The 21,359-nt window shown below is 72.7% G+C and carries 20 protein-coding genes and 1 tRNA gene; 8 read left to right on the plus strand and 13 right to left on the minus strand.

Annotated elements, in window-relative coordinates; all coding sequences use genetic code 11:
* The first annotated feature begins 221 nt into the window (after positions 1–221).
* Positions 222–1,475 carry an amidase domain-containing protein gene (locus ABD224_RS03890; protein ID WP_344046775.1) on the plus strand — a complete coding sequence of 418 codons (1,254 nt, stop codon included), beginning with the start codon at positions 222–224 and terminating at the stop codon, positions 1,473–1,475.
* 110 nt (positions 1,476–1,585) lie between these two features.
* On the opposite strand, the gene ABD224_RS03895 is transcribed toward ABD224_RS03890, so the two are convergent.
* The 5 genes from ABD224_RS03895 to ABD224_RS03915 form a co-directional block, all read right to left on the minus strand.
* The gene (locus ABD224_RS03895; protein WP_425580909.1) at positions 1,586–3,106 is read right to left on the minus strand and encodes a hypothetical protein; all 1,521 of its coding nucleotides are present in this window, start codon (positions 3,104–3,106) and stop codon (positions 1,586–1,588) included.
* A 34-nt stretch (positions 3,107–3,140) separates the two neighbouring features.
* Entirely contained in the window at positions 3,141–3,911 is a 771-nt protein-coding gene (locus ABD224_RS03900) for a DUF4097 family beta strand repeat-containing protein (RefSeq protein WP_344046779.1), read from the minus strand.
* Positions 3,912–4,114: 203 nt separating this feature from the next.
* Positions 4,115–4,186, minus strand: a tRNA-Val gene (locus ABD224_RS03905).
* A gap of 58 nt (positions 4,187–4,244) precedes the next feature.
* Positions 4,245–4,589 (minus strand): hypothetical protein, encoded by a 345-nt coding sequence (locus tag ABD224_RS03910; RefSeq protein WP_344046781.1) that lies wholly within the window; start codon positions 4,587–4,589, stop codon positions 4,245–4,247.
* A 202-nt stretch (positions 4,590–4,791) separates the two neighbouring features.
* On the minus strand, positions 4,792–5,382 hold the full coding sequence (locus tag ABD224_RS03915; RefSeq protein WP_344046783.1) for a TMEM165/GDT1 family protein: 591 nt from the start codon (positions 5,380–5,382) through the stop codon (positions 4,792–4,794).
* Between the two features lie 387 nt (positions 5,383–5,769).
* Between ABD224_RS03915 and ABD224_RS03920 the strand changes: the two genes are divergently transcribed.
* Both ABD224_RS03920 and ABD224_RS03925 read left to right on the plus strand, forming a co-directional pair.
* The gene (locus ABD224_RS03920) at positions 5,770–6,414 is read left to right on the plus strand and encodes an HNH endonuclease family protein (RefSeq protein WP_344046785.1); all 645 of its coding nucleotides are present in this window, start codon (positions 5,770–5,772) and stop codon (positions 6,412–6,414) included.
* A 235-nt stretch (positions 6,415–6,649) separates the two neighbouring features.
* Positions 6,650–7,306, plus strand: a complete 657-nt coding sequence (locus ABD224_RS03925; protein ID WP_425580910.1) for a DedA family protein — start codon at positions 6,650–6,652, stop codon at positions 7,304–7,306.
* Positions 7,307–7,340: 34 nt separating this feature from the next.
* Here the strand turns inward: ABD224_RS03925 and ABD224_RS03930 are convergent, their stop codons facing one another.
* Positions 7,341–7,571, minus strand: a complete 231-nt coding sequence (locus tag ABD224_RS03930; RefSeq protein WP_344046789.1) for a DUF2277 domain-containing protein — start codon at positions 7,569–7,571, stop codon at positions 7,341–7,343.
* A gap of 383 nt (positions 7,572–7,954) precedes the next feature.
* Here ABD224_RS03930 and ABD224_RS03935 point away from each other — a divergent pair, with 383 nt between their 5' ends.
* Positions 7,955–8,614 (plus strand): HAD-IA family hydrolase, encoded by a 660-nt coding sequence (locus ABD224_RS03935; RefSeq protein WP_344047118.1) that lies wholly within the window; start codon positions 7,955–7,957, stop codon positions 8,612–8,614.
* A 42-nt stretch (positions 8,615–8,656) separates the two neighbouring features.
* On the opposite strand, the gene ABD224_RS03940 is transcribed toward ABD224_RS03935, so the two are convergent.
* The gene (locus ABD224_RS03940; protein WP_344046791.1) at positions 8,657–10,060 is read right to left on the minus strand and encodes a peptidoglycan-binding domain-containing protein; all 1,404 of its coding nucleotides are present in this window, start codon (positions 10,058–10,060) and stop codon (positions 8,657–8,659) included.
* Between the two features lie 162 nt (positions 10,061–10,222).
* Between ABD224_RS03940 and ABD224_RS03945 the strand changes: the two genes are divergently transcribed.
* Positions 10,223–12,322, plus strand: coding sequence for an MDR family MFS transporter (locus ABD224_RS03945; protein ID WP_344046793.1), 2,100 nt, complete (start codon positions 10,223–10,225; stop codon positions 12,320–12,322).
* A gap of 33 nt (positions 12,323–12,355) precedes the next feature.
* On the opposite strand, the gene ABD224_RS03950 is transcribed toward ABD224_RS03945, so the two are convergent.
* Both ABD224_RS03950 and ABD224_RS03955 read right to left on the minus strand, forming a co-directional pair.
* Positions 12,356–12,892: a GNAT family N-acetyltransferase gene (locus tag ABD224_RS03950; RefSeq protein WP_344047120.1), complete on the minus strand. Its 537-nt coding sequence runs from the start codon at positions 12,890–12,892 to the stop codon at positions 12,356–12,358.
* 180 nt (positions 12,893–13,072) lie between these two features.
* Positions 13,073–13,480, minus strand: a complete 408-nt coding sequence (locus ABD224_RS03955) for a DnaJ family domain-containing protein (RefSeq protein WP_344046795.1) — start codon at positions 13,478–13,480, stop codon at positions 13,073–13,075.
* 137 nt (positions 13,481–13,617) lie between these two features.
* On the opposite strand from ABD224_RS03955, the gene ABD224_RS03960 reads away from it, so the two are divergent.
* Positions 13,618–14,010: an FHA domain-containing protein gene (locus ABD224_RS03960; RefSeq protein ID WP_344046797.1), complete on the plus strand. Its 393-nt coding sequence runs from the start codon at positions 13,618–13,620 to the stop codon at positions 14,008–14,010.
* Between the two features lie 16 nt (positions 14,011–14,026).
* Here ABD224_RS03960 and ABD224_RS03965 read toward each other — a convergent pair whose 3' ends face one another.
* On the minus strand, positions 14,027–14,698 hold the full coding sequence (locus ABD224_RS03965) for an O-methyltransferase (protein ID WP_344046799.1): 672 nt from the start codon (positions 14,696–14,698) through the stop codon (positions 14,027–14,029).
* A gap of 392 nt (positions 14,699–15,090) precedes the next feature.
* On the opposite strand from ABD224_RS03965, the gene ABD224_RS03970 reads away from it, so the two are divergent.
* Entirely contained in the window at positions 15,091–17,112 is a 2,022-nt protein-coding gene (locus ABD224_RS03970; RefSeq protein ID WP_344046801.1) for a bifunctional glycosyltransferase 87/phosphatase PAP2 family protein, read from the plus strand.
* A gap of 208 nt (positions 17,113–17,320) precedes the next feature.
* Positions 17,321–19,300, plus strand: coding sequence for a glycoside hydrolase family 5 protein (locus tag ABD224_RS03975; RefSeq protein ID WP_344046803.1), 1,980 nt, complete (start codon positions 17,321–17,323; stop codon positions 19,298–19,300).
* Positions 19,301–19,366: 66 nt separating this feature from the next.
* Here the strand turns inward: ABD224_RS03975 and ABD224_RS03980 are convergent, their stop codons facing one another.
* From ABD224_RS03980 to ABD224_RS03990, 3 genes are all read right to left on the minus strand, one after another.
* Positions 19,367–20,047: a YoaK family protein gene (locus tag ABD224_RS03980; RefSeq protein WP_344046805.1), complete on the minus strand. Its 681-nt coding sequence runs from the start codon at positions 20,045–20,047 to the stop codon at positions 19,367–19,369.
* Positions 20,048–20,182: 135 nt separating this feature from the next.
* Complete coding sequence (locus ABD224_RS03985) at positions 20,183–20,347, minus strand: hypothetical protein (RefSeq protein WP_483883419.1); 165 nt, start codon at positions 20,345–20,347, stop codon at positions 20,183–20,185.
* A 212-nt stretch (positions 20,348–20,559) separates the two neighbouring features.
* A complete protein-coding gene (locus ABD224_RS03990; RefSeq protein ID WP_086792854.1) occupies positions 20,560–21,348 on the minus strand; it encodes a 3-deoxy-manno-octulosonate cytidylyltransferase in 789 nt (262 codons plus the stop codon).
* Positions 21,349–21,359 lie beyond the last annotated feature (11 nt).

A 21,359-nucleotide genomic window follows, 5' to 3' on the forward strand; every position in this document is an offset into this window, starting at 1 on the left:
CGGGCAATCCCCGGCGAGGCGATCCCCGGCGGGGCAATTCCTAGCGGGACAGCAGGTCTTGCGCCACCCCCTTCACAAGGGCCACACATGCCATGCGAAGATGCGTTCGCCCGGTAGGTGTACCGGCGTAGAGGGGAACATCATTGAAATCAAGAAGACTGAGCCATAAACGGCGTCGCGTCACCATAGTCTCGGCCGCTGCCGCTTCTGTGGTCGCCGGTGTGGCGCTGGTGCCCAGCTGGAGCGCGGGCGCCGCCATCACCGACGACCCGACGGTGGACGCGGCCACCAGGGCCACTTTCCAGAAGCTGGCCACCGCGGTTCTGACCGACCGCACGCAGGCGCTGGTGGACGGCAAGAGCGGGAGCGAGGACCGCCGCCGGGCGTCCGGCTTCTCCGGCAAGGTCCGTCTGTCCGGCGCGCAGTCGCGCGAGGAGAGCTCCGCGCTGTCCGAGCTGCGCGGACGCAAGGCCCGGCTCGCCAAGCTGGGGGAGAAGTACAGCTCGGCCAAGACCAGCGTCAAGCTGAACGCCACGCAGGTGAAGGGCCGCACCGCCAAGGTCTCCGTCACCGAGACCACGACCCTGACCTACCGCAAGGTCCGCGGCAACGAGCCGAAGACCACCGGCTTCCAGGCCCACCACGAGCTGACGTTCAAGGCCGACGGCAAGGGCCGCTGGCAGCTGACCGACATCCGCAACACCGACGACGGCGTGGCGGTCAACCAGATCGAGCCCCCGCCGGTCGTCCCGGAGCCCACCGCGGTTCCGTCGACCTCGGCGCCGGCTTCGTCCAGCTCGGCTCCGGCTCCGTCGGCCACGGCTCCGGCTCCGTCCACCTCCGCTCCGGCCCCGTCGACCTCGGCGCCGGCTCCGTCCACCTCGGCTCCGGCCCCGTCCGCCACGACGGCCACGCCCAAGAGCGGCAACCCGCCGGCGGCGCCCCGTGCGGCCATCACCCCGAACCCGCCCGCCGCGCCGAAGAACTTCTCCGCCTCCGGCTACGACTACAAGGCCATGGCGGACTACGCGGCGAAGCACTGGAACAACTACAACCCGGAGTACCCGAGCTTCGACGGGGCGGGTGCCGGCGGTGACTGCACCAACTTCGTCAGCCAGTCCCTGAAGGCGGGTGGCTGGAAGCACGTTCCGGGCTACGTGTACGACTACACCAAGTGGTTCGGCAACTCCGAGATCCAGTCGCACTCGTTCATCGGGGTCAACGAGTTCTCCTGGTTCGCCCTGTCCTCCGGTCGGGTCACCAGCCTCGCCAACGTCTACCAGCTGGACGTCGGCGACGTGCTGCAGATGGACTTCAACCGGGACGGGTCCAAGGACCACACGATGATCGTCACGTACCGCAGCCCGCAGGGCGTGCCGTATCTGTCGTACCACTCCACCGACACCTACAACCGGTCGGTGGCGAGCATCATCGCCTCGTACCCGAACGCGTACTACTACGCCTACCGCACCTGAGCGGTGGCGTCTGCCGCACCTGAGCGGTGGCGTCTGCCGCACCTGAGCGGTGGCGTCTGCCGCACCTGAGCGGCAGCGCGGACACCCCGTGAGAGCGGGGAGCCGGTCCCTCAGCGGCCGGCTCCCCGCTCCTCGCGTATCAGGGCGACCACGTCGGCGACCGTCCGCCGGATCGCCTCGGTCTCCGTCAGGAAGTGCCAGTAGTCCGGGTGGTGGCCGGTCAGCGTGGCGGCCGCGCGCTCCAGCCGGGCCACCGACGCGTCCAGCGGGCCGGCGTGCCGCGGATCCGGCGTCGTACGGCCCGCCATGGCCAGCCGCTGCGCGTCCCGGATCGCGAAGCGGGTCCTCTCGATCTCCGCCTGCGGATCCTTCTGCACCTCGTTCAGCCGCCGCAGCCGGTCCCCGACGGCCGAGACCGCCTCGTCGGCGGTGTTCAGCAGCGCCCGTACCGTCGACAGCAGCGCGGTCGCGTCCGGCCAGCGCTGCTCCTCCCGTGCGGCCTGCGCCTCCTTCAGCCGCAGCTCCGCCTGCCGGACATGGCCGGCGGCCTGCTCCGGCACCTGTTGCAGGTCCTGCCAGCAGGCGAGCGCGAACCGCCGCCGCAACTCGCTGAGCTGCGGCTCCACCTGCTCGGTGCGGGTGTGCAGCGCCTGGGCGCGGGTGCGCAGCGACACCAGCCGGCGGTCGATCTCGGCGGCCCTCTCCGGCAGCCGTGCGGCCTCCGCCCGGATCGCCTCCGCCTCCCGTGTCACCCGCTCGGCGCGCTCCAGCGTCTGCCGCACACCGTGCTGCCCCGCGCCCTGGTTCAGCTTGGTCAGTTCGGGGGAGAGCGCGGCGAGCCGGGCGGCCAGGTCGTCCGCCCTGAAACCCGAGGCCCGCGCACCGTCCAGTGCGGCAGCCGCGGCGCTCAGCGCCTGCCGGGCGCGCTCCACCCCGGGGGCCACCCGGGCCAGCTGGGTCTCGGCCTTGTCGAGCAGCGGGCCGAGGCCACGGGCGAAACGATCCAGTTCCCGCTTGACGTCGCACAGCTCGTCCCTGGCGGCGGTCAGGGCGATGCGCGCCCGGTTGGCGGCGGAGGCGTCCAGGTCGTCCCGGTCCAGGTCCTGTGCGTCGATCGCCTGGATGTAGCGGTGACTGGCCTCGTCGACGCGCCGGCTGAGCGCCTCGAAGTCGGCGGCCGCACGGCGGGCGGCGGGGGAGTCGTCGGCGGCCGTGATCGTCTCGATGGAGATCCGCAGGTCGCGCTGGGCGGTATCCAGCTCGTAGAAGGCGGCCGCGGCGGCGTCCTTGGCGGCCTGTGCCTCGGCCCGCTGGGTCTCGGCCCGTCCGCCGAACCAGCGCCGGGTGCCGCCGCCGGCGAAGGCGGCGGGCAGCGCGAGCGCGGCGAGCACGGGCAGGCCCATCAGGACGAGGACGTCGTGCGCGGCCCGGGCGGTGCGTACAAGGCGGCCGGCCCGGGCGGCCCGAGCGGCGCGGCCGGCCCGGACGGTGCGGGCGGGGACGGAGCGGGAAGGCGCCGGGGCCGGACGGGTGCCCCGGGACCGTGCAGGCGGCGAGTGCGGCTGTGCGGGTGTCGCCGGTGTCGCCGTCACATCCCTCTCCCGTGCTGTGATCGCGGTCCCTGGGACCATTGTCCCATTCATGGACGGCGAGCACAGGGGGCGGTCAGCCCGCCGTGCGAACCGTGATCCTTCCGTTGCTGGTGGTCGCGGACACCGTGTGGGGGCTGGAGTCGTCGCGCGGCACGGAGACGTTCACGGGGCCGTTGTCGCTCCTCGTCGTCACCCGGTACGCGGCGTGCGGCAGCGTGATGCCGACGGAGCCGTTCTCGGAGGTCGCGCCCACCCGGTCCGGCACGGCGCCCAGGCGCAGGCGGACCGTCCCGTTCCTGGTGCCGGCCCGCACCCGCCGCGAGGACACCTCCGCCCGCACCGAGCCGTTGTCGGAGTGCAGCTCCAGGGGTCCGCTGGTGTCGGTGACGTGCACGGAGCCATTGCGCGTCCGGATGTCCAGCGCGTCCTTGAACCCGCGTGCCCGCACCCGGCCGTTCTCGTCCTCGACCTTCACGGTGACCCCGTGCGGGACCTCGATGCGGTGCCTGGCGTCGCAGTCGGGGAGGAACCCGCGGCACTTCGTCCGCAGCACCAGCCGGTTGCCGTCCCGCATCTCCCAGGTCGCCCGGGGGGCTTCGCCCACCAGCACCGACCCCGTGAACCACTGCGTGACCCGGATGCCTCCCGCCCGGTGCGAGCCGGCGACGATCTCCAGCGCCGAGTCGTCGGCGTCGACGGTCAGGGTGTGTCCGCGCAGGGCGAAGGAACGGTGCTCGGGGCTCCTGTCCTCCTCCGCGGAGCTGCCGCAGGCGGTGACCGTGGCGAGCAGGACCACGACGGCACCACCGAGAGCGGCGACACGAGCGGGGACGGTGCGGGACATGGCGATCTCCTCTGAGGTACGGACGGTGAGCCCCTGCGGACTACGCGACGACCGTACGAAGAGGCGCCGGCCCGGCTGAATCCGGAGCGCCACCGAATCGAGGTGGGGAAAACCCCCGCAATACCGGCCCCCTGACACGGCGAAAGCCCGGGCCGGAGGGTGACACCCGTCGGCCCGGGCTTTCACTGGTGTTTCCGCACCGGTGGGCGCGGACGGTTTCGAACCGCCGACATCCTGCTTGTAAGGCAGGCGCTCTACCCCTGAGCTACGCACCCGCGGCGAGTCGACAGCCTACCTTGTCGGGGGGACTGCCGCACAAACCCGTCGCGTGCCTCAGGCGTCCTCGTCGCGCCGGGTCTCATGGGCGTGCTTCAGGCGGCTGCGGGCCTTGACGCAGTCCGGGCCGGACAGCTCCGACCAGTAGCGGTGGGTGGTGATGAACACCGCGAGTTCGCGCTCGCGCCGCCGGAGCTTCTCGACCTCGGCCTGTTCGTCGTCGGTCCACCCCGGCGAGGCCGGGCGCTCCACCTTGCGCCAGCCGGTGTCGTCGCTGAACCCGTCCAGCGGCTCGACCGACCAGGGCAGCCGCTTGAGCAGGGCGGACAGCTCGGCTCGGACCTGGTGCAACTCCTCCTGAGCGTCCAGGAGGTCACTCGGGAAGTCATAGGACTCAGCCACGGCACAATGCTATGCCTGTTCGAATCCGAGGTGCGACTTCCTTCGATGGGCTCATGTGTTCGAAATGTGGTCACTGTGCGTAGCAGTCCGCCGTCCGGGGGAGGCGGGCCGTGGGGCCGGGGGTGGACCGCGGGGCCGGGGCGGGCCGGGTCACGGTGTGACACCGGCCCGCGGCCGGTCCGCCGAAGAGGCGGGGCGGCGGTCACGCCACCGCCTCCCACAGGCTCCACACGCCGAGCGCCAGCATCAGCAGGGCCGCGATCTTGGTGATCAGGCCGAGCGGGACCCGCCTCATCAGGGCCTTGCCGCCCACGATGCCCAGGCCCGCGACCGTCCAGAGGGCCAGGACCGCCCCCAGGCCGACCGAGAAGGGGCTGTCGTAGCGGGCGGCGAGATTGGCCGTCATGATCTGGGTGAGGTCGCCGAACTCGGCGACCAGGATGAGCGTGAAGCCCGCCCCCGCGACCTTCCAGAAGGACTGGTCCCCGGGGCGGCGGATCTCCTCCTCGTCGTCGTCCGTCTTCCCCAGCAGCTTCCTCAGCAGCATGACCGCGCCGCCGAGGAACAGCGCGCCCGTCAGGGCCTGCACGATCTGCTGCGGCAGCAGCGTGAGGACACTGCCGGCCGCCACGGCCAGCACCACGTGCAGCAGGAACGCGGCGGCGACGCCGGCGAAGACGTGGGAGGCGCGGTAGCGGGTGCCGAGGACGAGCCCCGCGAGCGCCGTCTTGTCCGGCAGCTCGGCGAGAAAGACGACACCAAAGGTGAGTGCCAGGACGCTGAGACTGATCACTGTTCCTCAATCGGTCGGGGCTGCCCGGCCGAGAGTGCTGCGTCGGGGCGGCAAGACGTCTCGGCAGGGCAGCACACGGGCTTGGACCCGTGCCGTACGGCACGGGCGTGCACTGCTTGCCGAAGGTCTCGCCGGCCGACCCCGTCCCTGACGAGGGTCCGCCTCCGGGCGCCGGCTCAGGCGGGCTGAGCAGTATGTCGACGGTCCCGGCACAGGGCTACTCCCCTTCCGCGCCGCCCATCGTATGCGACCGGAAGTTCATTCGTGAACCTTGTCATGTCATGCGCGCGTCACTAGCGTCTCACCGGGCGCCCATCTCCCTGTAACGCGGCGGCGTCAGCATGCCTGTGCCCGCGTTCAACACCCCTACCCCACAAGGGAGTTCGCATGCCCAAGCGCTACGCGCGTCGACGGCTGAGCATACTCGCGGCCCTCACCGGCCTCATGACCTCCGTCACGCTCCTCGCCTCTCCCCCCGCCTCCGCCGCCCTCCCCACCCCGGTCAGCGCGGCCACCGCGCGCAGCTACCTCGCCTCCCTCACCGTGGCCGCCGAGAACCGCACCGGCTACAGCCGTGACCTCTTCCCGCACTGGATCACCATCAGCGGAAGCTGCAACACCCGCGAGACCGTCCTGAAGCGGGACGGCACCGACGTCGTCACCAACTCCTCCTGCGCCGCCGTCAGCGGCACCTGGTACTCGCCGTACGACGGCGCCACCTGGACCTCCGCCTCCGACGTGGACATCGACCACGTCGTGCCGCTGGCCGAGGCGTGGGACTCCGGGGCGAGCGCCTGGACCACCGCCCAGCGCCAGGCCTTCGCCAACGACCTCACCCGCCCGCAGCTCATCGCCGTCACCGACCGCGTCAATCAGGCCAAGGGCGACCAGGACCCCGCCACCTGGGTCCCGCCCCGGTCGGCGTACGTCTGCACCTATGTACGCGCGTGGGTGCAGGTGAAGTACTACTACAACCTGTCGGTCGACCCGGCGGAGAAGAGCGCCCTGCAGAGCCGTCTCGCCGCCTGCTGACCCGGGATCCTCCCGCCGCCCTCCGTCGTTCCGGGCCGTACGGGGCGACGAACACGGCGGAGGGCGGCGGGGGAGCCACGGCAGGGACGGCCGCGGAGTCCGAACCGGTTCAGGAACGAACAGGTGACCCCTGGTGAAACTTCTGTCACACTCCCGGCGTACGCTGTGGGGCCGTTGGGGCCGCTTCCGCCGCTCCCCCGCGACGCGCGGCACGGTCGGCGGTCCACGGGGGGGGATGACAGGGGGCAGGGCTTCGGTGCTGGAGAGTCTGGCGCGGGTGGGGTCGCTCACCGGCACTCCATGGATCTATGCCGTGGTGACCGCGTCCGTCCTGCTGGACGTCTTCCTGCCGGTGCTGCCCAGCGGCGTTCTGATCGTGACGGCCGCCACGGCGGCAGCGGCCGCGGGCACGAGTGCGGCGACGGGACATGTCCCGCAGAACGTGCCGGACATCCTGGTCCTCATCCTGTGCGCGGCCGCGGCCTCGGTGCTGGGCGACCTCTTCGCCTACCGGCTGGCCCGGCGGGGCGGCGAGCGGCTGGACCGCGCGCTCTCGCGGTCGCGGCGGCTGAGCAGGGCTCAGGAGCGGCTCGGTGAGGCCCTGTCACGGGGCGGCGGCGCACTGGTGGTCCTCGCTCGCTTCGCCCCGGCCGGACGCTCGGTGGTCTCCTTCGGTGCCGGTGCCGCGCATCGCCGCGTCCGGGAGTTCCTTCCCTGGTCCGCCCTGGCGGGCCTGTCCTGGGCCGCCTACAGCGTGGCCCTCGGCTACTTCGGCACCCGGTGGCTGGGCGCGGCGTGGCTGGCCACGGGGGTGTCGGTGGCGGCGCTGTTCGCGGCGGGAGCGGGAGCGGTGTATCTGATGCGGCGCGCGCCGGTGCCGGCGGAGGCGTAGAGAGCGCACACGGCCCGCTCCGTCCGCCGCGGGCTCACCCGGCCCTCCGGGCGGTTCGCCCCCGTACCTCCAGTCCCGCCGGCAGCTCCTGCGCGGCCCGCGTGATCACGTCCACCGCGTGGTCGAACACCTCACGGTTGTGCGCGGCCGGCGTCCGGAATCCCGAGACCTTCCGCACGAACTGCAGCGCGGCGGCTCGCACCTCTTCCTCCGTCGCCTCCTCGGGCAGGGCGGGCGGACGCAGCGTTTTGATGCTTCGGCACATGCCTCAGTGTCATCACGCCCCGCGCACCTCGTGCAAGCGTCCTCGACCGGTGAACCGCCCGGACCTCCGGTGCCGCGCGGGGGCGGCACCCCGAACAGCACGGGCCCGGCCCCGGCCGGCTTCTCCGCCCGCAGGCCGGGGCCGGGGGACGGGAGGGGCGGGAGGCGGGCGGGGAGCGGACGAGAGAGGGGCGGGAGAGCGGAGGGGAGCAGACGGGAGAAGGGCGGGAGGCGGAGGGGAGAGGACTCCGAGGGGACGGGTGAGGGGGTGGTGGCGGGCTCCCGCGATGTTTTGTACCGTGGAGGAACAAAGTGGCTTCCGCTCGTTCCTCCCTGACCAGCGGGCGGGGCCACTTGTCATTCCGCCGCGCCCTGGAGCTGCCGATGACGGCCACCGCCGTGTTCACCGCCCGCGCCCTCCTGCTGGACATGGACGGCACCCTCGTCAATTCGGACGCCGTCGTCGAGCGGATCTGGCGGCGCTGGGCCGACCGGCACGGGCTGAACGGCGACGAGGTGATGAAGGTCGTCCACGGGCGCCAGGGGCACGCCTCGATGGCGCTGCTGCTGCCGGACCGGCCCATGGAGCAGAACCTCGCCGAGAACGCGCGCATGCTGGCCGAGGAGACCGAGGACACGGACGGTGTGGTTCCCGTCCCCGGGGCGCCGGAGTTCCTCGCGGAACTGCGCGGGTTCCCGCACGCGCTCGTGACCTCGGCCGACGCCAGGCTGTCCACGGTCAGGATGGCCGCCGCCGGGCTGCCCCTGCCCGAGGTCCGCATCACCGCGGAGTGCGTCGGGGCGAGCAAGCCCGACCCCGAGGGCTTTCTGAAGGGCGCCGCCGAACTCGGTGTCCGGCCCGCCGACTGCGTGGTGTTCGAGGACTCCGGCGCGGGCATCGCGGCGGGACGTGCCGCGGGGATGCGGGTGATCGGTGTCGGTCCGCGTGCCGGGGTCCACCGGCCGGACGCGGTGGTGCGGGACCTGACCCAGGTGCGGGTCCGGGCCATGGAAGACGGAACGATTCGGCTGCACGTGGGATGATTCCCTGGGGCAGCCCCCGGGGAGCGGCGGCCGGTGCTCCGCTCAGGACGCCCCCGTCTCCGCCTCCAGGCGCGCCCTTGTCGCCGGGCCGTACACCCCGGGCTCGTCCTCCCTGATGCCGCGGGTCCACTGGTAGGTGCGTACGGCCCTCTCGACCCGGCCGCTGTAGAAGCCGTCCGCCTTGCCGGTGTAGAGGTGCAACTGGCGCAGCCGCTGCTGGAGTTCGGCCACCTCGGCGCCCTGGTCGCCGCGGCGCAGCACAGGACCGGGGTTCTCGGGCGCGGGGGCCTTGAGAGTCGTCGCGGGCCCAGCCGGCTCGGACTGCTCCGGCCCGGCGGACGGACCGGCCCCGGTCGGCGAGGGGGACGCCGACGGCGACTGCGACGCCGTGCTCGAAGCCGGCGCCGAGGGGGACGGCGAGGTGCTCTCGCCGGCGGACGGCGACCCGCTCGCCGACGCCGGCGCGGAAGCCGGCGCCGACACCGTGGAGGCCGTCGGCGAGGGCGCCCCGGAGACGTCCTCCGACGCCTCCGGCGCGCTCTCCCGCACGAAGTGCGACGCGCGGTCCTGCCGCGGGGAGTCGGGGGAGAGCAGCCCACCGGCGAATCCGGCCGCCGCGACCGCGGCCACGGCCGCGGACCCGGCGAGCACGACCGCGGTACGGCGGCGCCGCCCGCCCCGGGGAGCGGGCCGCGGCCCCTCGGCCTTGACGGCCGGTCCGGCGGCCGTGGACTCGAACAGGCTGAGGTCGGACGCGTTCGGCCCGTCCTGCTGCGGGGCCAGCGGGGTGGGCAGCGCGGGCACCGCCTGCAAGGGCGTCGTGGCGTCCGCGGGGGCGGCCTGCGCGGGTGCCGTCGTGCCCGCGGGAGCGGTCCGCGCCGGTGACGGGGTGTTTGCGGATATGGCCCGCAGCGGCATCGTGGCGTCCATGGGGGCGGTCTGCGCCGGTGCCGTGGCGCCCGTGGGGATGGTCTGCGTCGGTGCCGTGGTGGCCGCGGGGGTGGCCTGTGCGGATGCCGCGGGGTCCGCGGGGGCGGTCTGCGCCGGTGGCGTGGGGGTGTCCGTGGGAGCGGCCTGCGCGGGTGCCGTCGTGCCCGCGGGAGCGGTCCGCGCCGGTGGCGGGGTGTTTGCGGATATGGCCCGCAGCGGCATCGTGGCGTCCATGGGGGCGGTCTGCGCCGGTGCCGTCGGGGGGCACTCCCGCGCGCTCTCCCCGCCCCGGGAGCCCTGCCCCGCTCCCTCGTTCTCGGTGCCCTGTTCCCTCTCCTGGATCTCCACGTACGGCCGTACCCGCAGCGGGCTGAAGTCCTCGGCCGTCTCCGCCTCCGCCGTCCGCGCGTCGCGCGGCGCGTCGGACGCCCGGCTCCCGCAGGCGCACGACGGGACGCCGTCCGCGCCCCGGGGCGCCTTGCACTCCGGGCAGACATGCCCCCTTTGCTCTTCCACGCCTCAGTCCCCTCCCTCGCGAACTTTCAAGGATTATGCAGATCTTGCGCACACCTCCTCCCCAAGCCCCCGGAATGGCGGCGTCCGGACCGGACTCAACGGGCCACAACGGGTCACACCGATGACGATGGAAGAGGTCACACGAGCCTCGGGAGGTCTTCCATGGCCGGGGATGCGCACGGCGGAAACAGGACGGCCGGCGAGGCGCGGGAACCACGGCCGCCGTCCGCGCCATCCCCGCGCGACGGAGCCGCGGCCGGACCCGAGCACGTACCCGGCCGCGTCCTCGTCCCGATCGGCGCGCTGCTCCTCGGGCTGCTGCTGGCCGCACTCGACCAGACCATCGTCTCCACCGCGCTGCCCACCATCGTCAGCGACCTCGGCGGGCTCAACCATCTGTCCTGGGTGGTCACGGCGTATCTGCTGGCGTCGACCGCCGCGACCCCGCTGTGGGGCAAGCTCGGCGACCAGTACGGGCGCAAGAAGCTCTTCCAGATCGCGGTCGTGATCTTCCTGATCGGTTCCGCGCTGTGCGGCATGGCACGGAACATGCCCGAGCTGATCGTGTTCCGGGCGCTGCAGGGCCTGGGCGGCGGCGGGCTGATGGTGCTGTCCATGGCGATCGTCGGCGATGTCGTCCCGCCCCGCGAACGCGGCCGCTACCAGGGCCTGTTCGGCGCGGTGTTCGGCACGACCAGCGTCCTCGGGCCGCTGCTCGGCGGAGTGTTCACCCAGCATCTGAGCTGGCGCTGGGTGTTCTACGTCAATCTGCCCGTCGGCGTCGTCGCCCTCGCCGTGATCGCCGCCGCCCTGCACATCCCGCGCCGGACGCAGCGGCACGTCATCGACTACCTCGGCGCCTTCCTCGTCGCCTCGGTCGCCACCTGCCTGGTGCTGATCGCCTCCCTCGGCGGCACCACCTGGGGCTGGGGCTCGCCGCAGATCGCCGGACTGGCGGTGCTGGGCGTCGTGCTCGCGGTCGCCTTCGTGGCCGTGGAGCGGAGGGCGGCCGAGCCGGTCCTGCCGCTCAGGCTGTTCGGCATCCGCACCTTCTCCCTCTCCGCGGTCATCAGCTTCGTCGTCGGCTTCGCCATGTTCGGCGCGCTGACCTTCCTGCCGACCTTCCTGCAGGTCGTACGGGGCATTTCCCCGACGCTGTCCGGTGTGCACACGCTGCCGATGGTGGCCGGCATGCTGCTGGCCTCCACCGGCTCCGGGCAGATCGTCAGCCGCACCGGCCGCTGGAAGGTGTTCCCGGTCCTGGGCACGGCCGTCACCACCGTCGGCCTGCTTCTGCTGTACCGGCTCGACGAGCACAGCTCCACGGCCGCGACGAGCGGCTGCCTCTTCGTCTTCGGACTGGGGCTCGGCCTGGTCATGCAGGTCCTCGTCCTCATCGTGCAGAACGCCGTCGGCTACGAGGACCTGGGCGTCGCCACCTCCGGGGCCACCTTCTTCCGCTCCATCGGCGCCGCCTTCGGCGTGGCCGTCTTCGGCACGGTCTTCGCGAGCCGCCTCGAGGAGACGCTGACCGCCGCGTTCAGGGGGGTCGCGCTGCCGCCGGGGATCTCGGTGGACACGCTCAAGGCGGACCCGCGCGGCATCGCCGCCCTGTCGCCCGCGCTGCGCCCGGCGGCCCTGCACGCGTACGCCTCCGCCATCACCGACGTCTTCCTCTACGCCGCTCCGGTCGTCCTCCTCGGCTTCGTGCTGACCTGGTTCCTGAAGGAGGACAGGCTGCGCGGCTCGGTCATGGCCCCCGACGGCACGCAGACGCTGGCCACCAACCCGGTCGAGCGGTCCTCCTACGACGAGGTGTGCCGGGCGCTGTCCCTGCTGGGCACGCGCGAGGGACGGCGCGAGATCTACCGGGAGATCACCGCACGGGCGGGCTACGACCTCGAGCCCGCGGCGAGCTGGCAGCTGCTGCGGATGCGAAAGCACGGCTGGGTGGATCCGGCCGCGCTGGCCGAGCACAGCTCCATCCCGCTGCATGTGATCGTCGAGGCCGCCCGCCAGGTCGAGGAACGGCACCTCGCCGAGCGCCGGGGCCCGGAGCTCGTCCTGACCGAGGCGGGCCGCGAGGTCGCCGACCGTCTGGCACACGCCCGGGAGGAGTCGCTGGCGGAGCTGCTGGGCGACTGGTGGGGGCCCGACCGGCCGACCGACCTGGCGCAGCTGGTGAAGGCGCTGACTGAGGAGCTGTGCGGCTCCGAGAAGGAGCGGCCGCACGACGGCCGGCCGGTGATCCGCCCGGCCTGACCCCCGGACGAGAGGTACTCCGACGAGGGACTTTCAGACGAGGGACTTGCCGAACCAGTGCTCGGCGTACGGGGCGTCGTTGTGCGGCTCGGTCTCCTGGCGGCCCAGCCGTGCGTACAGGGCGCGGGCCTCCACGAGGTCGCTGCGGGTGTCGGGGACCATCCGCCGGGCGCCGAGTGCGCGGGCCGCGTCCTCGGCGGCGGCGACCAGCGGTGCGGCGCCGCCCCTGCCGCGCGTCTCCTTGCGCGGGAACACCCGGGTGAGTTCGGCGGTCGAGGCGCCCGGCAGCCGTACGCCCGCGGTGCCGGCAGGGGCGCCGTCGTAGCGGGCGAGCAGCAACTGTCCGGTGGGCGGGGTGAGTTCGGCGCCCGTGTGGGCGGCGATCTCCCGCTCCAGCCCCTCGGGGGCGGTGCGGCGCCCCTCGTGCGGCGGATACCAGCGGTCGCTGACCTCCGTGCAGTACGCCCGCCAGAGCGCGACGGCGGCGGGGGAGTCGTACGGCTCGGCGGCCACGGTCCAGAGGGACCAGAGGGACCAGAGGGAGGGGACGCGGCTGGGGGCGAGGGACATGCGGGCGGTCTCGGCAGGGGGGCCGACGGTCACGCAACCGGATATCGGCGGACATCGGCCACGCACCCGGATGGCCGTGGTGGCGGGCGCCCGGGAGGCCATGGCGCCCGGCCCGCCCGTGAACCCGCCCGGGAGCCGGACGCGGGCCGCCGGGGAGCCGGAGGGGAACCGCCTGCTCGGCTACTCGGCCCCCGCCCGCCGCCGCTCGCGCCACTCGCGGACGACCTCCTCGACGTCGTACCGCTTCAGGCCCAGCGGAGGGCCGGGCGGAGGCTTGAGCATCATGTCGAGGATCTTGGTGTTGATGTCCGCGACGATCGTGCGGACGATCCGCTCCGACGGAGCGGCGAGGGCCGCAGCGAGCGCGTCCTCGGCCTCCTTGCGCAGCGCCAGCGTCGGAGGCAGGACGCTCAGGCCCTCACGGGCCAGCTTCCGCTTGACCCACCACAGTTCCTCGTACGACGCGTCGTCCGGCAGCGGCCTGCCCGCCCCTGGCAACCGGTCGAACTCACCGCGCTGCTGCGCCTCACGGATCTGCCGGTCGACCCAGGACTCGAACGGAATGCCGGGGGGCTTTCGCTCGGTCATGAGCTGATAGTGCCGGACGTACACCGTCCGGGCGACTTATCATGCCGCCGCGGTGCACCGACCCGGAGCACCGTGCAGGGCATGGGCGCAGCCGAGCCGGCACAGCGGCTCGCGCGCCCCGGACACAAGGAGCGCACGTGCTCGAACTCACCATGGCCGCCGTCTCCGGGACGGACGAGGGCGCCACGGCCGGAATGCTCATGGCCGATGCCCCCAGCGCTCCGGGCGCCGTGCTGCGGGTGGGCCGGGACCGGGCCGTGTGCCGCCTGGTGACGCCCGACGACTGGCTGTTCGTCTCCCGGTCCCACCTGGAGTTCGTCTGCGGACCCGACGGCACCTGGCAGGTCACCTGGCTGCGCGGCTCCCAGCCGGACCCGTCCTCCGAGGTCCGTCTCACGATCGGCGGGTACACCCAGCCCGTCGCCTACGGCGGGACCGTCCCGCTGCCCCGGGGCGGTTCCGGGGAGATCGTCATCCAGGACCGCCTGAGTCCGCGCAGCATCAACGTCGGCTTCTACCACGAGGTGTGACGGCTCCCCGCAGCTGCTACGCCACCACCCGCGCCAGCGCGAAGCCGTCGTAGCCCTTGCTGCCCACCGTCTGGATCGCCGTGCCCTCCAGCCTCGGATGCCCGGCGATGAGCTCGAGCGCGGCCCGGGTGCCGCGCACGCTCGGGTCGGTGTCGGAGCCGTCGGTGACACGGCCGCCGCGTACGACATTGTCCAGGACGATCAGGCTGCCGGTGCGCGTCAGACGCAGGGACCACTCCACGTACCGCGGGTTGTTGACCTTGTCGGCGTCGATGAAGACCAGGTCGAAGGGCGGCGGGTTCTCGTCGGCAAGCAGGGGCAGCGACTCCAGCGCCGGGCCCACCCGCACCTCGACGATCCGGTCCAGCCCGGCCCGCGCGATGTTGCGGCGGGCCACATCGGCGTGGTGGGGGTCGTACTCCAGCGAGACCAGCCTGCCGTCGGCGGGCAGCGCGCGGGCCAGCCAGATGGTGCTGTAGCCGCCGAGCGTGCCGATCTCCAGGATCGCGCGGGCGCCCTGGAGCCGGGCGAGGAGTTGCAGCAGTCTGCCCTGGGTCGGTGTGACGTTGATGGGCGGCAGGCCCTCCGCCTCGCTGTCGCGCAGCGCGGCTTGCAGGACGTCGTCCTCCGGGGAGAGCAGGGTGGTGAAGTAGGCGTCGACATCGTCCCAGAGCCGCGGGTCGCTCATGCACAGGCCTTTCATGCGTCGGGGATGGGCATGCGCCCCCGAGTCAACGCCTTTCGTCCGGACGCCGCCACTCATATATGAGCCGAGACGGACCGGACGGGGACATGACTGCGGCACGACCGCGGCACGGCTGCGGGGATGCGAGGCCGCGGACCGCCCCGACCGCGTCCCGCGGCCCTGTGCCGTGTGCCCTTTCTCACGTCCGGCGGACGTCCCGGACCGTCCCCGCACCTCCCTCAGCCGGACAGAATGCGAGCGGACGACAGGTGAAGCGGGGGTTGCCTGCGTCTCTCCCCGAGAAGGGGCGGGCCGCATAGGGTTCGCGGAGGGGGCCCGGCGCACGGGCGTGCGCGGTACGGCGCGAAAGCACAGGGGTGGGAGGCCGACGAGGCGTGGGGAACGCGGAACACGGCGGGAGACCGGTCGCGGGACCGGCGGGGGCATGGGGAGCGGCGGCCACGGACACGGCCCGTCTGCACGCGATACGTCTCGGCCTGTGGCTGATAGCCGGGGTCCTCGCGATACGGCAGATGGCCTCCGTCCTCGGCACCCCGCGCGGCAGCCGGCTGGCGGATCTGGAGACCTGGGTCGGCCCGGGCGGTGTCCTGCGCGTCAACGGGTCGCTGTACGACTCGACGCGGTTCACCGGCACCCCCTTCGGGGGCCTTGCGCTCAAACCGCTGACCAGGGCCGCCGAACAGGCCCTCGGCTGGGGATGGACCTTCGGCACGCTGCTGCTGGTGGCCGCCCTCGGCCTGATCGCCGCACGCGCCCTGCCCCAGCCGGCCGGCCGCCGTGTCTCCCTGCTGGCCGCCCCGGTCGCGATCAGCCTCCTCATGTTGTCGCTGCCGGTGCGCAACACGCTCTGGCTCGGCCAGACCAGCATCATCCCGGTCCTGCTCGTCCTGCTCGGCTGCTTCGTCGTGCGCGGGCAGCGGGCCGGCGGCGCGCTGATCGGCCTCGCGGCGGCCCTGCACCCCCCGGTGCTCCTCTTCGCGGCCCTGCTGTGGTTCACCGACCGCCGGAGGGCCGCCGTCTCCACCGGTGTCACCTTCGCCGTGTGCACCGCGCTCGCCTGGGCCGCGATGCCGCGCGACTCCTTCACCTACTGGGTCCACCACGTGGCGGGCGCGGGGCTCGGCGGCCGGGCCGACGCCCTCGCCAACCAGTCCCTGCACGGAGCCCTGCTGCGGCTCGGCCTGACCGGCCCGCTGGAGGTGGGCCTGTTCCTGGTGCTCGGCGCCGCGGTCGCCGTCCTCGGCCTGCGCCGGGCCGTGCGCTACGCCCGTGACGGCCAGCTGCTGCTCGCCGTCGCGATCACCGGCTGTACGGCGATCGCCGTGTCGCCCACCGCCTGGCAGCACCAGCTGCTGTGGGTGCTCCTCGCGGTCGCCGGCCGCGCCGGCCGCCGGGCCTCCGACCGGTACGTCTGGCCGGTCGCCGTGGTCCTGGTCATGACCCTGCCGGCGAAGATGCTGCTGCCGAACATGTCGGTGATGCACCCCCTGCGGGACAACGCCGTCCTGCTGGCGGCCCTGGCCGCGGCGACGGCGGTCCCGTTCCTGTCCCGTACGTCGCCGTACTACGCGTCACCCGCCCCCACCGTGCACGCGCCGGCCCCGGCCCGCTTCCGCCGCCTCCCCTGGCTGCCTCTCCTGCGCCGGGTCCTCACCCGCCCGAACCTGCTCCTCGAGCTGCTTCTCATCCGTGTCACCTACGCCGCCTACTCCTCCGTGCGGATCGCCGTCCAGGGCGATCGCGCCACGGCCGAGGCGCACGGCCACCAGGTCATCTCCCTCGAGCGGGCCCTGTTCCTCGACATCGAGCACTGGGCCAACCACGCGGTGGTGAGGCTGCCCTGGCTGGAGAGCTTCCTCAGCTTCTACTACAAGGCGTTCCACTTCGCGGTGCCGCTGACGATCCTCGCCGTCCTCTACGTACGGCGGCCCGTGGACTACCGCTGGGCGCGCACCGCCCTGGGCTTCGCCACGCTCCTCGGCCTGCTCGGCTTCTGGCTCTACCCGCTGGCCCCGCCCCGGCTCATGCCGGGCCTCGGGTTCATCGACACGGTCCACGGCGTCCAGGACTTCTCCCGCCCGGACTACGGCGCGATGACCGCGGTCACCAACCAGTACGCCGCGATGCCGTCCCTGCACTTCGGCTGGTCCCTGTGGTGCGGGATCGTGATCGCCGTGGTGGCGCGGAGGCGGTGGATCAAGATCCTGGCCCTGCTGCACCCGTTCTTCACCGTCACGGCCATCGTGGCCACCGCCAACCACTGGGTCCTCGACGCGGTGGGCGGCGCGCTGGTGGTGGGCGCGGGCTTCGCGCTGACGTACGCGCTGGCGGGGCCGCGCGTGCTCCCCGCGCCCGAACCCGAGAAAGAACCGGAGGGGGAACTCGCCGCCCGCTGACGGGCCTGTACGGACGGCCGGGCCTGTACGAGCGGCCGGGACCCCCTTGTGGCCGCCCCGCACGGCCCCGCGCCGCTCCTGCGGAAACCTGCGTTCCCGCGGAGGCCGTGACGGGCGTGGGCCGTCGACGGTGAGGTGCTCCGGCGGGGTCTGGACGGACGCCCCGCCGTCCCCCATGCTGTTCCGGCACGACTATCATGACGCAAGCATGACAATCCAGTCGTCCGGGACGGTGACCGTGCGCGGATCCTTCATCGGGGCCACTGTGGCCGCCGTACTTCTGCTGACGCCCCTGGCGCCCGCCCCCGCGGCGGCCACGGCGCACAAGGCCGGCGCCGGGACCACCGCGCCGTCCGCGGCCGCCGCGCCGCCCGCGCCCGCCGTGAACGCCGAGGACTGGACGCCGCCGCTCAGCACCCGGGGCCGCTGGATCGTCGACGCGGACGGGAACCGCTTCAAGCTGAGGTCGGGCAACTGGCACGGGGCCAGCGGCACCTGGAACGGGTCGGGGAGCCGCGAGGACAACGCCAGCCACCACGCGGGGGAGAACTCCGGCCGCATCCCGCTGGGCCTGGACCGGGCACCCATGGCCGAGATCATCGCCGGATTCAAGGAGATCGGGATCAACAGCATTCGGCTGCCCTTCTCCAACGAAATGATCCACGACACCCGTCCCGTCACCGACGGCGCCGTCGCCGCCAACCCCTCCCTGCGCGGAAAGACACCCCTGCAGGTGTACGACGTGGTGGTGCGGGAACTCACCGCCGCCGGCCTCGCGGTGATCCTCAACAACCACACCAACACCACCCGCTGGTGCTGCGGCATCGACGGCAACGAACGCTGGAACGCCAGCCAGTCCACCGAGACCTGGGAGAACGACTGGCTCTTCATGGTCCGCCGCTACAAGGACAACAAGCGTGTCGTCGGCGCCGACCTCTACAACGAGGTGCGCCGCGACATCTGGGACGACCCCAACTGGGGCCTGGGCGACAAGCACGACTGGTTCGCCGCCTCGCAGCACCTGGGCGACCGCATCCTGACGGAGGCCAACCCCGACCTTCTGATCATCGTCGAGGGCATCAACTGGACGGGCATCCCGGTCGACGGCTTCCCGCACGGACGCCCCACCCTGGAACCCGTACGCCACCTGTCGCACACGCTCGTCGACTCCGGCAAGCTCGTGTACTCGGCCCACTTCTACGGCTACACCGGCCCGAACCACAGCGGCGCCACCGGACTGGGCGAGACCAGCGACCCGCGCTACCAGGACCTGACCCCCGCCGAACTGGTCGACGTCCTGAACCGCCAGGCGTTCTACGTGACCGCCGAACAGGACCGGCACTTCACCGCTCCCGTCTGGATCAGCGAGTTCGGGGTCGGAGGCCGTGAGGAGAACAGTGCCAAGGCGCGCGCCTGGTTCGAGAACTTCGTCGACCACCTGATCCGCACCGACGCCGACTTCGCGTACTGGCCGCTCGTCGGCTGGCACGAGGGACGCCGGGGCAACGGCTGGGCCCTGCTGCACTGGGACGCGAGCGGCCACCGCATGGGCCTCTACGACGGGGACGACTGGCGGGCCGCCGCCTGGACCCGGCTCATGCGGGCCACGGGCCGCACCGGCCCCGTCGCCCCCGTGGCGCACTGGTCGATGCTCAGCCCCGACCACGGCGACTTCATCGCCTCCCGGCGGATGCGGGCCCTGCCCGACTGGGACCCCGGTGCCCGCAAGGCCGTCTGCCCCGACGGGCAGCGTCTGCTCGGCCTCGCCCACACCGGCAACCGCGGCCTGTGCTCGGACGTGTCCACCGGCCCCCTGGCGGACCCGGCCGGCACCCATGAGGTGGTCGTCGACGAGCGCCATGTCGCACCGGGCCAGGACTGGGCCTTTGGATACACCAAACTCCAGTGCGCCGACGGCCAGTACCTCGCCGGCTACAGCGTCCGCGGCCGTGCCGTCTCCGCCGCCCTGTGCGTGTCCGCCCCGGCCGGGACGCTCGGCACGAGCGGCCGGACCGTCTGGTTCGACCGGGGCGACAACAGGGGCCCGGCCCCCCAGGGCGGCGACTTCGCCCACGGCCACTACAAGGGGCAGTGCGCCAACGACGAGTACGTGGCCGGAATCGCCTACACCGGCCGGCTGGGTTCCGCGCGGACCCCGGACGCCCTGTACTGCCGGAAGCTGAGCTGACCGGATGAGAAGGACTTAATAGGGTCAAAGGAGTCAAAGGGATCAGAAGGGGCCGTCCGCTCCCGGTCACTCCCGTTCCGACGCCACCAGCGCCAGCAGCCCCGTCACCCCCGCCGCGATCAGCAGCGGCGGCCCCAGGCCGTGGTGGATCACCAGCCAGGCACCGAGGACGGCGCCCGCCGGCATGGCGAGCACGGCGGCCGCACGGCGCGGGGTGCGCCGGCCGGTACCGCCGCCCGCGCGGGAGTCGGCGGCGAGGCTCGCCAGGGTCCTGGTCAGCACGGTGGTCGTCAGATCGGGCACGCCCAGCTTGACGACCGTCGTGTTGCGCAGCCCCATCGCTAAGGCGGTCAGGGCGATCACGGCGTACAGCGTGCCGCCCGCATCCGGTGCGGCGAGCGCCACCGCCGCCGCCCCGCCGACCAGGACCGCCTCGACGGCGAGCGTCACCCGGACCCAGGTGCGGCGCGCACCGCCGTAGCGCACCGCGACCCGGCCGCCGATCACCGCGCCCGCCAGGAAGCACGCCAGTGAGGTGACGGTGTGCGGGACGGAGAAGTAGACCGCTCCCGCGGCGGCGAAGGCGAGCACCAGCACATTGCCGGTCATGTTCGCGGTGAAGACGTGGTTGAGCCCCAGGAAGCTCACCGCGTCGATCATTCCGCTGACCACGGTCAGCCCCAGCAGCACCGTCACCAGACGCAGCCCGCGTGCCCTGCGGTCGTCTGCCTGCGGCTCTGTCGTCATGCGGTCAGGAAAGCAGAGCCACCGACCCGCATCGGGCTCTGACACGGCAGGGCGGCGGCCCGGGGATCAGGGGCCGCCGCCGTCACAGGTGCCGTGAGGTGACGCGAACCGTGGCCGCGCCTTCGGTGCCGGCCGTCAGTACCAGCCGTTGGCCTGCCAGAACTTCCAGGCGCCGACCGGGCTGCCGTAGCGGGCCGAGGCCATCTTGGAGGCGGGCAGCGCCTGGATCAGGCCGTAGGCGCAGGAGGAGGGGTGATGGCCCTGCCCCTGTGCCAGTGGAGCAATGCATGCGCATGACATATTGTCAAATGGGGTGAGGTCAATTCCTCCTGGGCCCTCAAACGAGCCGGGCACCACAGCCCACCACGACCGGACACCCCCACGGTCCGGCTGGCCGGGCCGGTCAGAGCCGCCCCCACCAGCTGGAAAACAACCTGAATCACCGGTATTGCGTCCAGCGGAAGCGGGCGAGCAGAGAGCCGGATCCAGGGAGCGGCGGTCGACCGCCGTTGTCAGGAGAAGCGGGAAATCGCAGGCTCGGTGTGAATCCGCAACAAGGCGCCGGCCCTCGCGAGGTCCTCGGGAGTGTCGATCGCCAACCCTTCGTCCGCGACGCCGAGCATCCGTACGCCGTGGCCATGTTCAATGAAGCGCAGCATCTCCACGCCTTCGGTACGTTCCAGCGGCCCCTGGGGGAGATGCCGGAACGTGTTGAGGGCTGCTCCGGTGAAGCCGTAGAGACCGAGCTGACGCAGGTACCTCGGTCGGTCACCGCGCGGGTACGGGATCGGCTGCCGGGAGAACATGAGGGCGTTGTGCTCGGCGTCGACGACGACCTTGACGACGTTGTGGTCCAGGACGGCACCGGCGTCGTCCAGCTCCGTGTACGCGTTCACCGCCAGGGTTCCGGGTGTCAGGTGCTCCATGGCTTGGGAGACAGCGTCGATCGCGGTGGGGGAGATGAACGGCTCGTCGCCCTGGACGTTGATGTACGCGTCTGCGGGCAGGCGTTCTGCGCACTCCGCGACGCGGTCCGTGCCGGTGAGGTGTTCTCCGGTCCGCATGCACTCGATGCCCAGACGGTGGCACACCTCCTCGATGCGTTCGTCATCGGTGGCGACCACCACCCCGTCGAGGCACTTTGCCTCCAGGCAGCGCTGGTGGACGTGCCACAGCAGCGGCTTGTCCCCGAGCTGGGCAAGGGGCTTTCCTGGAAATCGGGATGCCCCCCAGCGGCAGGGGATGACCGCTATGTGGTGGCGGTGCGCGGTGCTCGGCGGTGCGGCGGTGGTGGTTGCCACGGCGTACTCCC

Source organism: Streptomyces thermoalcalitolerans, from assembly GCF_039525155.1.
Lineage (GTDB): Bacteria > Actinomycetota > Actinomycetes > Streptomycetales > Streptomycetaceae > Streptomyces > Streptomyces thermovulgaris.

Bases quoted from the DNA above. Each gene is read 5' to 3' on its own strand.
- ABD224_RS03935 (WP_344047118.1), top strand. From the start codon at position 7,955: ATGACGGCCACCGCCGTGTTCACCGCCCGCGCCCTCCTGCTGGACATG.
- ABD224_RS03965 (WP_344046799.1), bottom strand. From the start codon at position 14,698: ATGAGCGACCCGCGGCTCTGGGACGATGTCGACGCCTACTTCACCACC.
- ABD224_RS03945 (WP_344046793.1), top strand. From the start codon at position 10,223: ATGGCCGGGGATGCGCACGGCGGAAACAGGACGGCCGGCGAGGCGCGG.
- ABD224_RS03985 (WP_483883419.1), bottom strand. From the start codon at position 20,347: ATGTCATGCGCATGCATTGCTCCACTGGCACAGGGGCAGGGCCATCAC.
- ABD224_RS03930 (WP_344046789.1), bottom strand. From the start codon at position 7,571: ATGTGCCGAAGCATCAAAACGCTGCGTCCGCCCGCCCTGCCCGAGGAG.
- ABD224_RS03980 (WP_344046805.1), bottom strand. From the start codon at position 20,047: ATGACGACAGAGCCGCAGGCAGACGACCGCAGGGCACGCGGGCTGCGT.
- ABD224_RS03895 (WP_425580909.1), bottom strand. From the start codon at position 3,106: ATGGTCCCAGGGACCGCGATCACAGCACGGGAGAGGGATGTGACGGCG.
- ABD224_RS03955 (WP_344046795.1), bottom strand. From the start codon at position 13,480: ATGACCGAGCGAAAGCCCCCCGGCATTCCGTTCGAGTCCTGGGTCGAC.
- ABD224_RS03950 (WP_344047120.1), bottom strand. From the start codon at position 12,892: ATGTCCCTCGCCCCCAGCCGCGTCCCCTCCCTCTGGTCCCTCTGGTCC.
- ABD224_RS03920 (WP_344046785.1), top strand. From the start codon at position 5,770: ATGCCCAAGCGCTACGCGCGTCGACGGCTGAGCATACTCGCGGCCCTC.
- ABD224_RS03975 (WP_344046803.1), top strand. From the start codon at position 17,321: ATGACAATCCAGTCGTCCGGGACGGTGACCGTGCGCGGATCCTTCATC.
- ABD224_RS03925 (WP_425580910.1), top strand. From the start codon at position 6,650: ATGACAGGGGGCAGGGCTTCGGTGCTGGAGAGTCTGGCGCGGGTGGGG.
- ABD224_RS03900 (WP_344046779.1), bottom strand. From the start codon at position 3,911: ATGTCCCGCACCGTCCCCGCTCGTGTCGCCGCTCTCGGTGGTGCCGTC.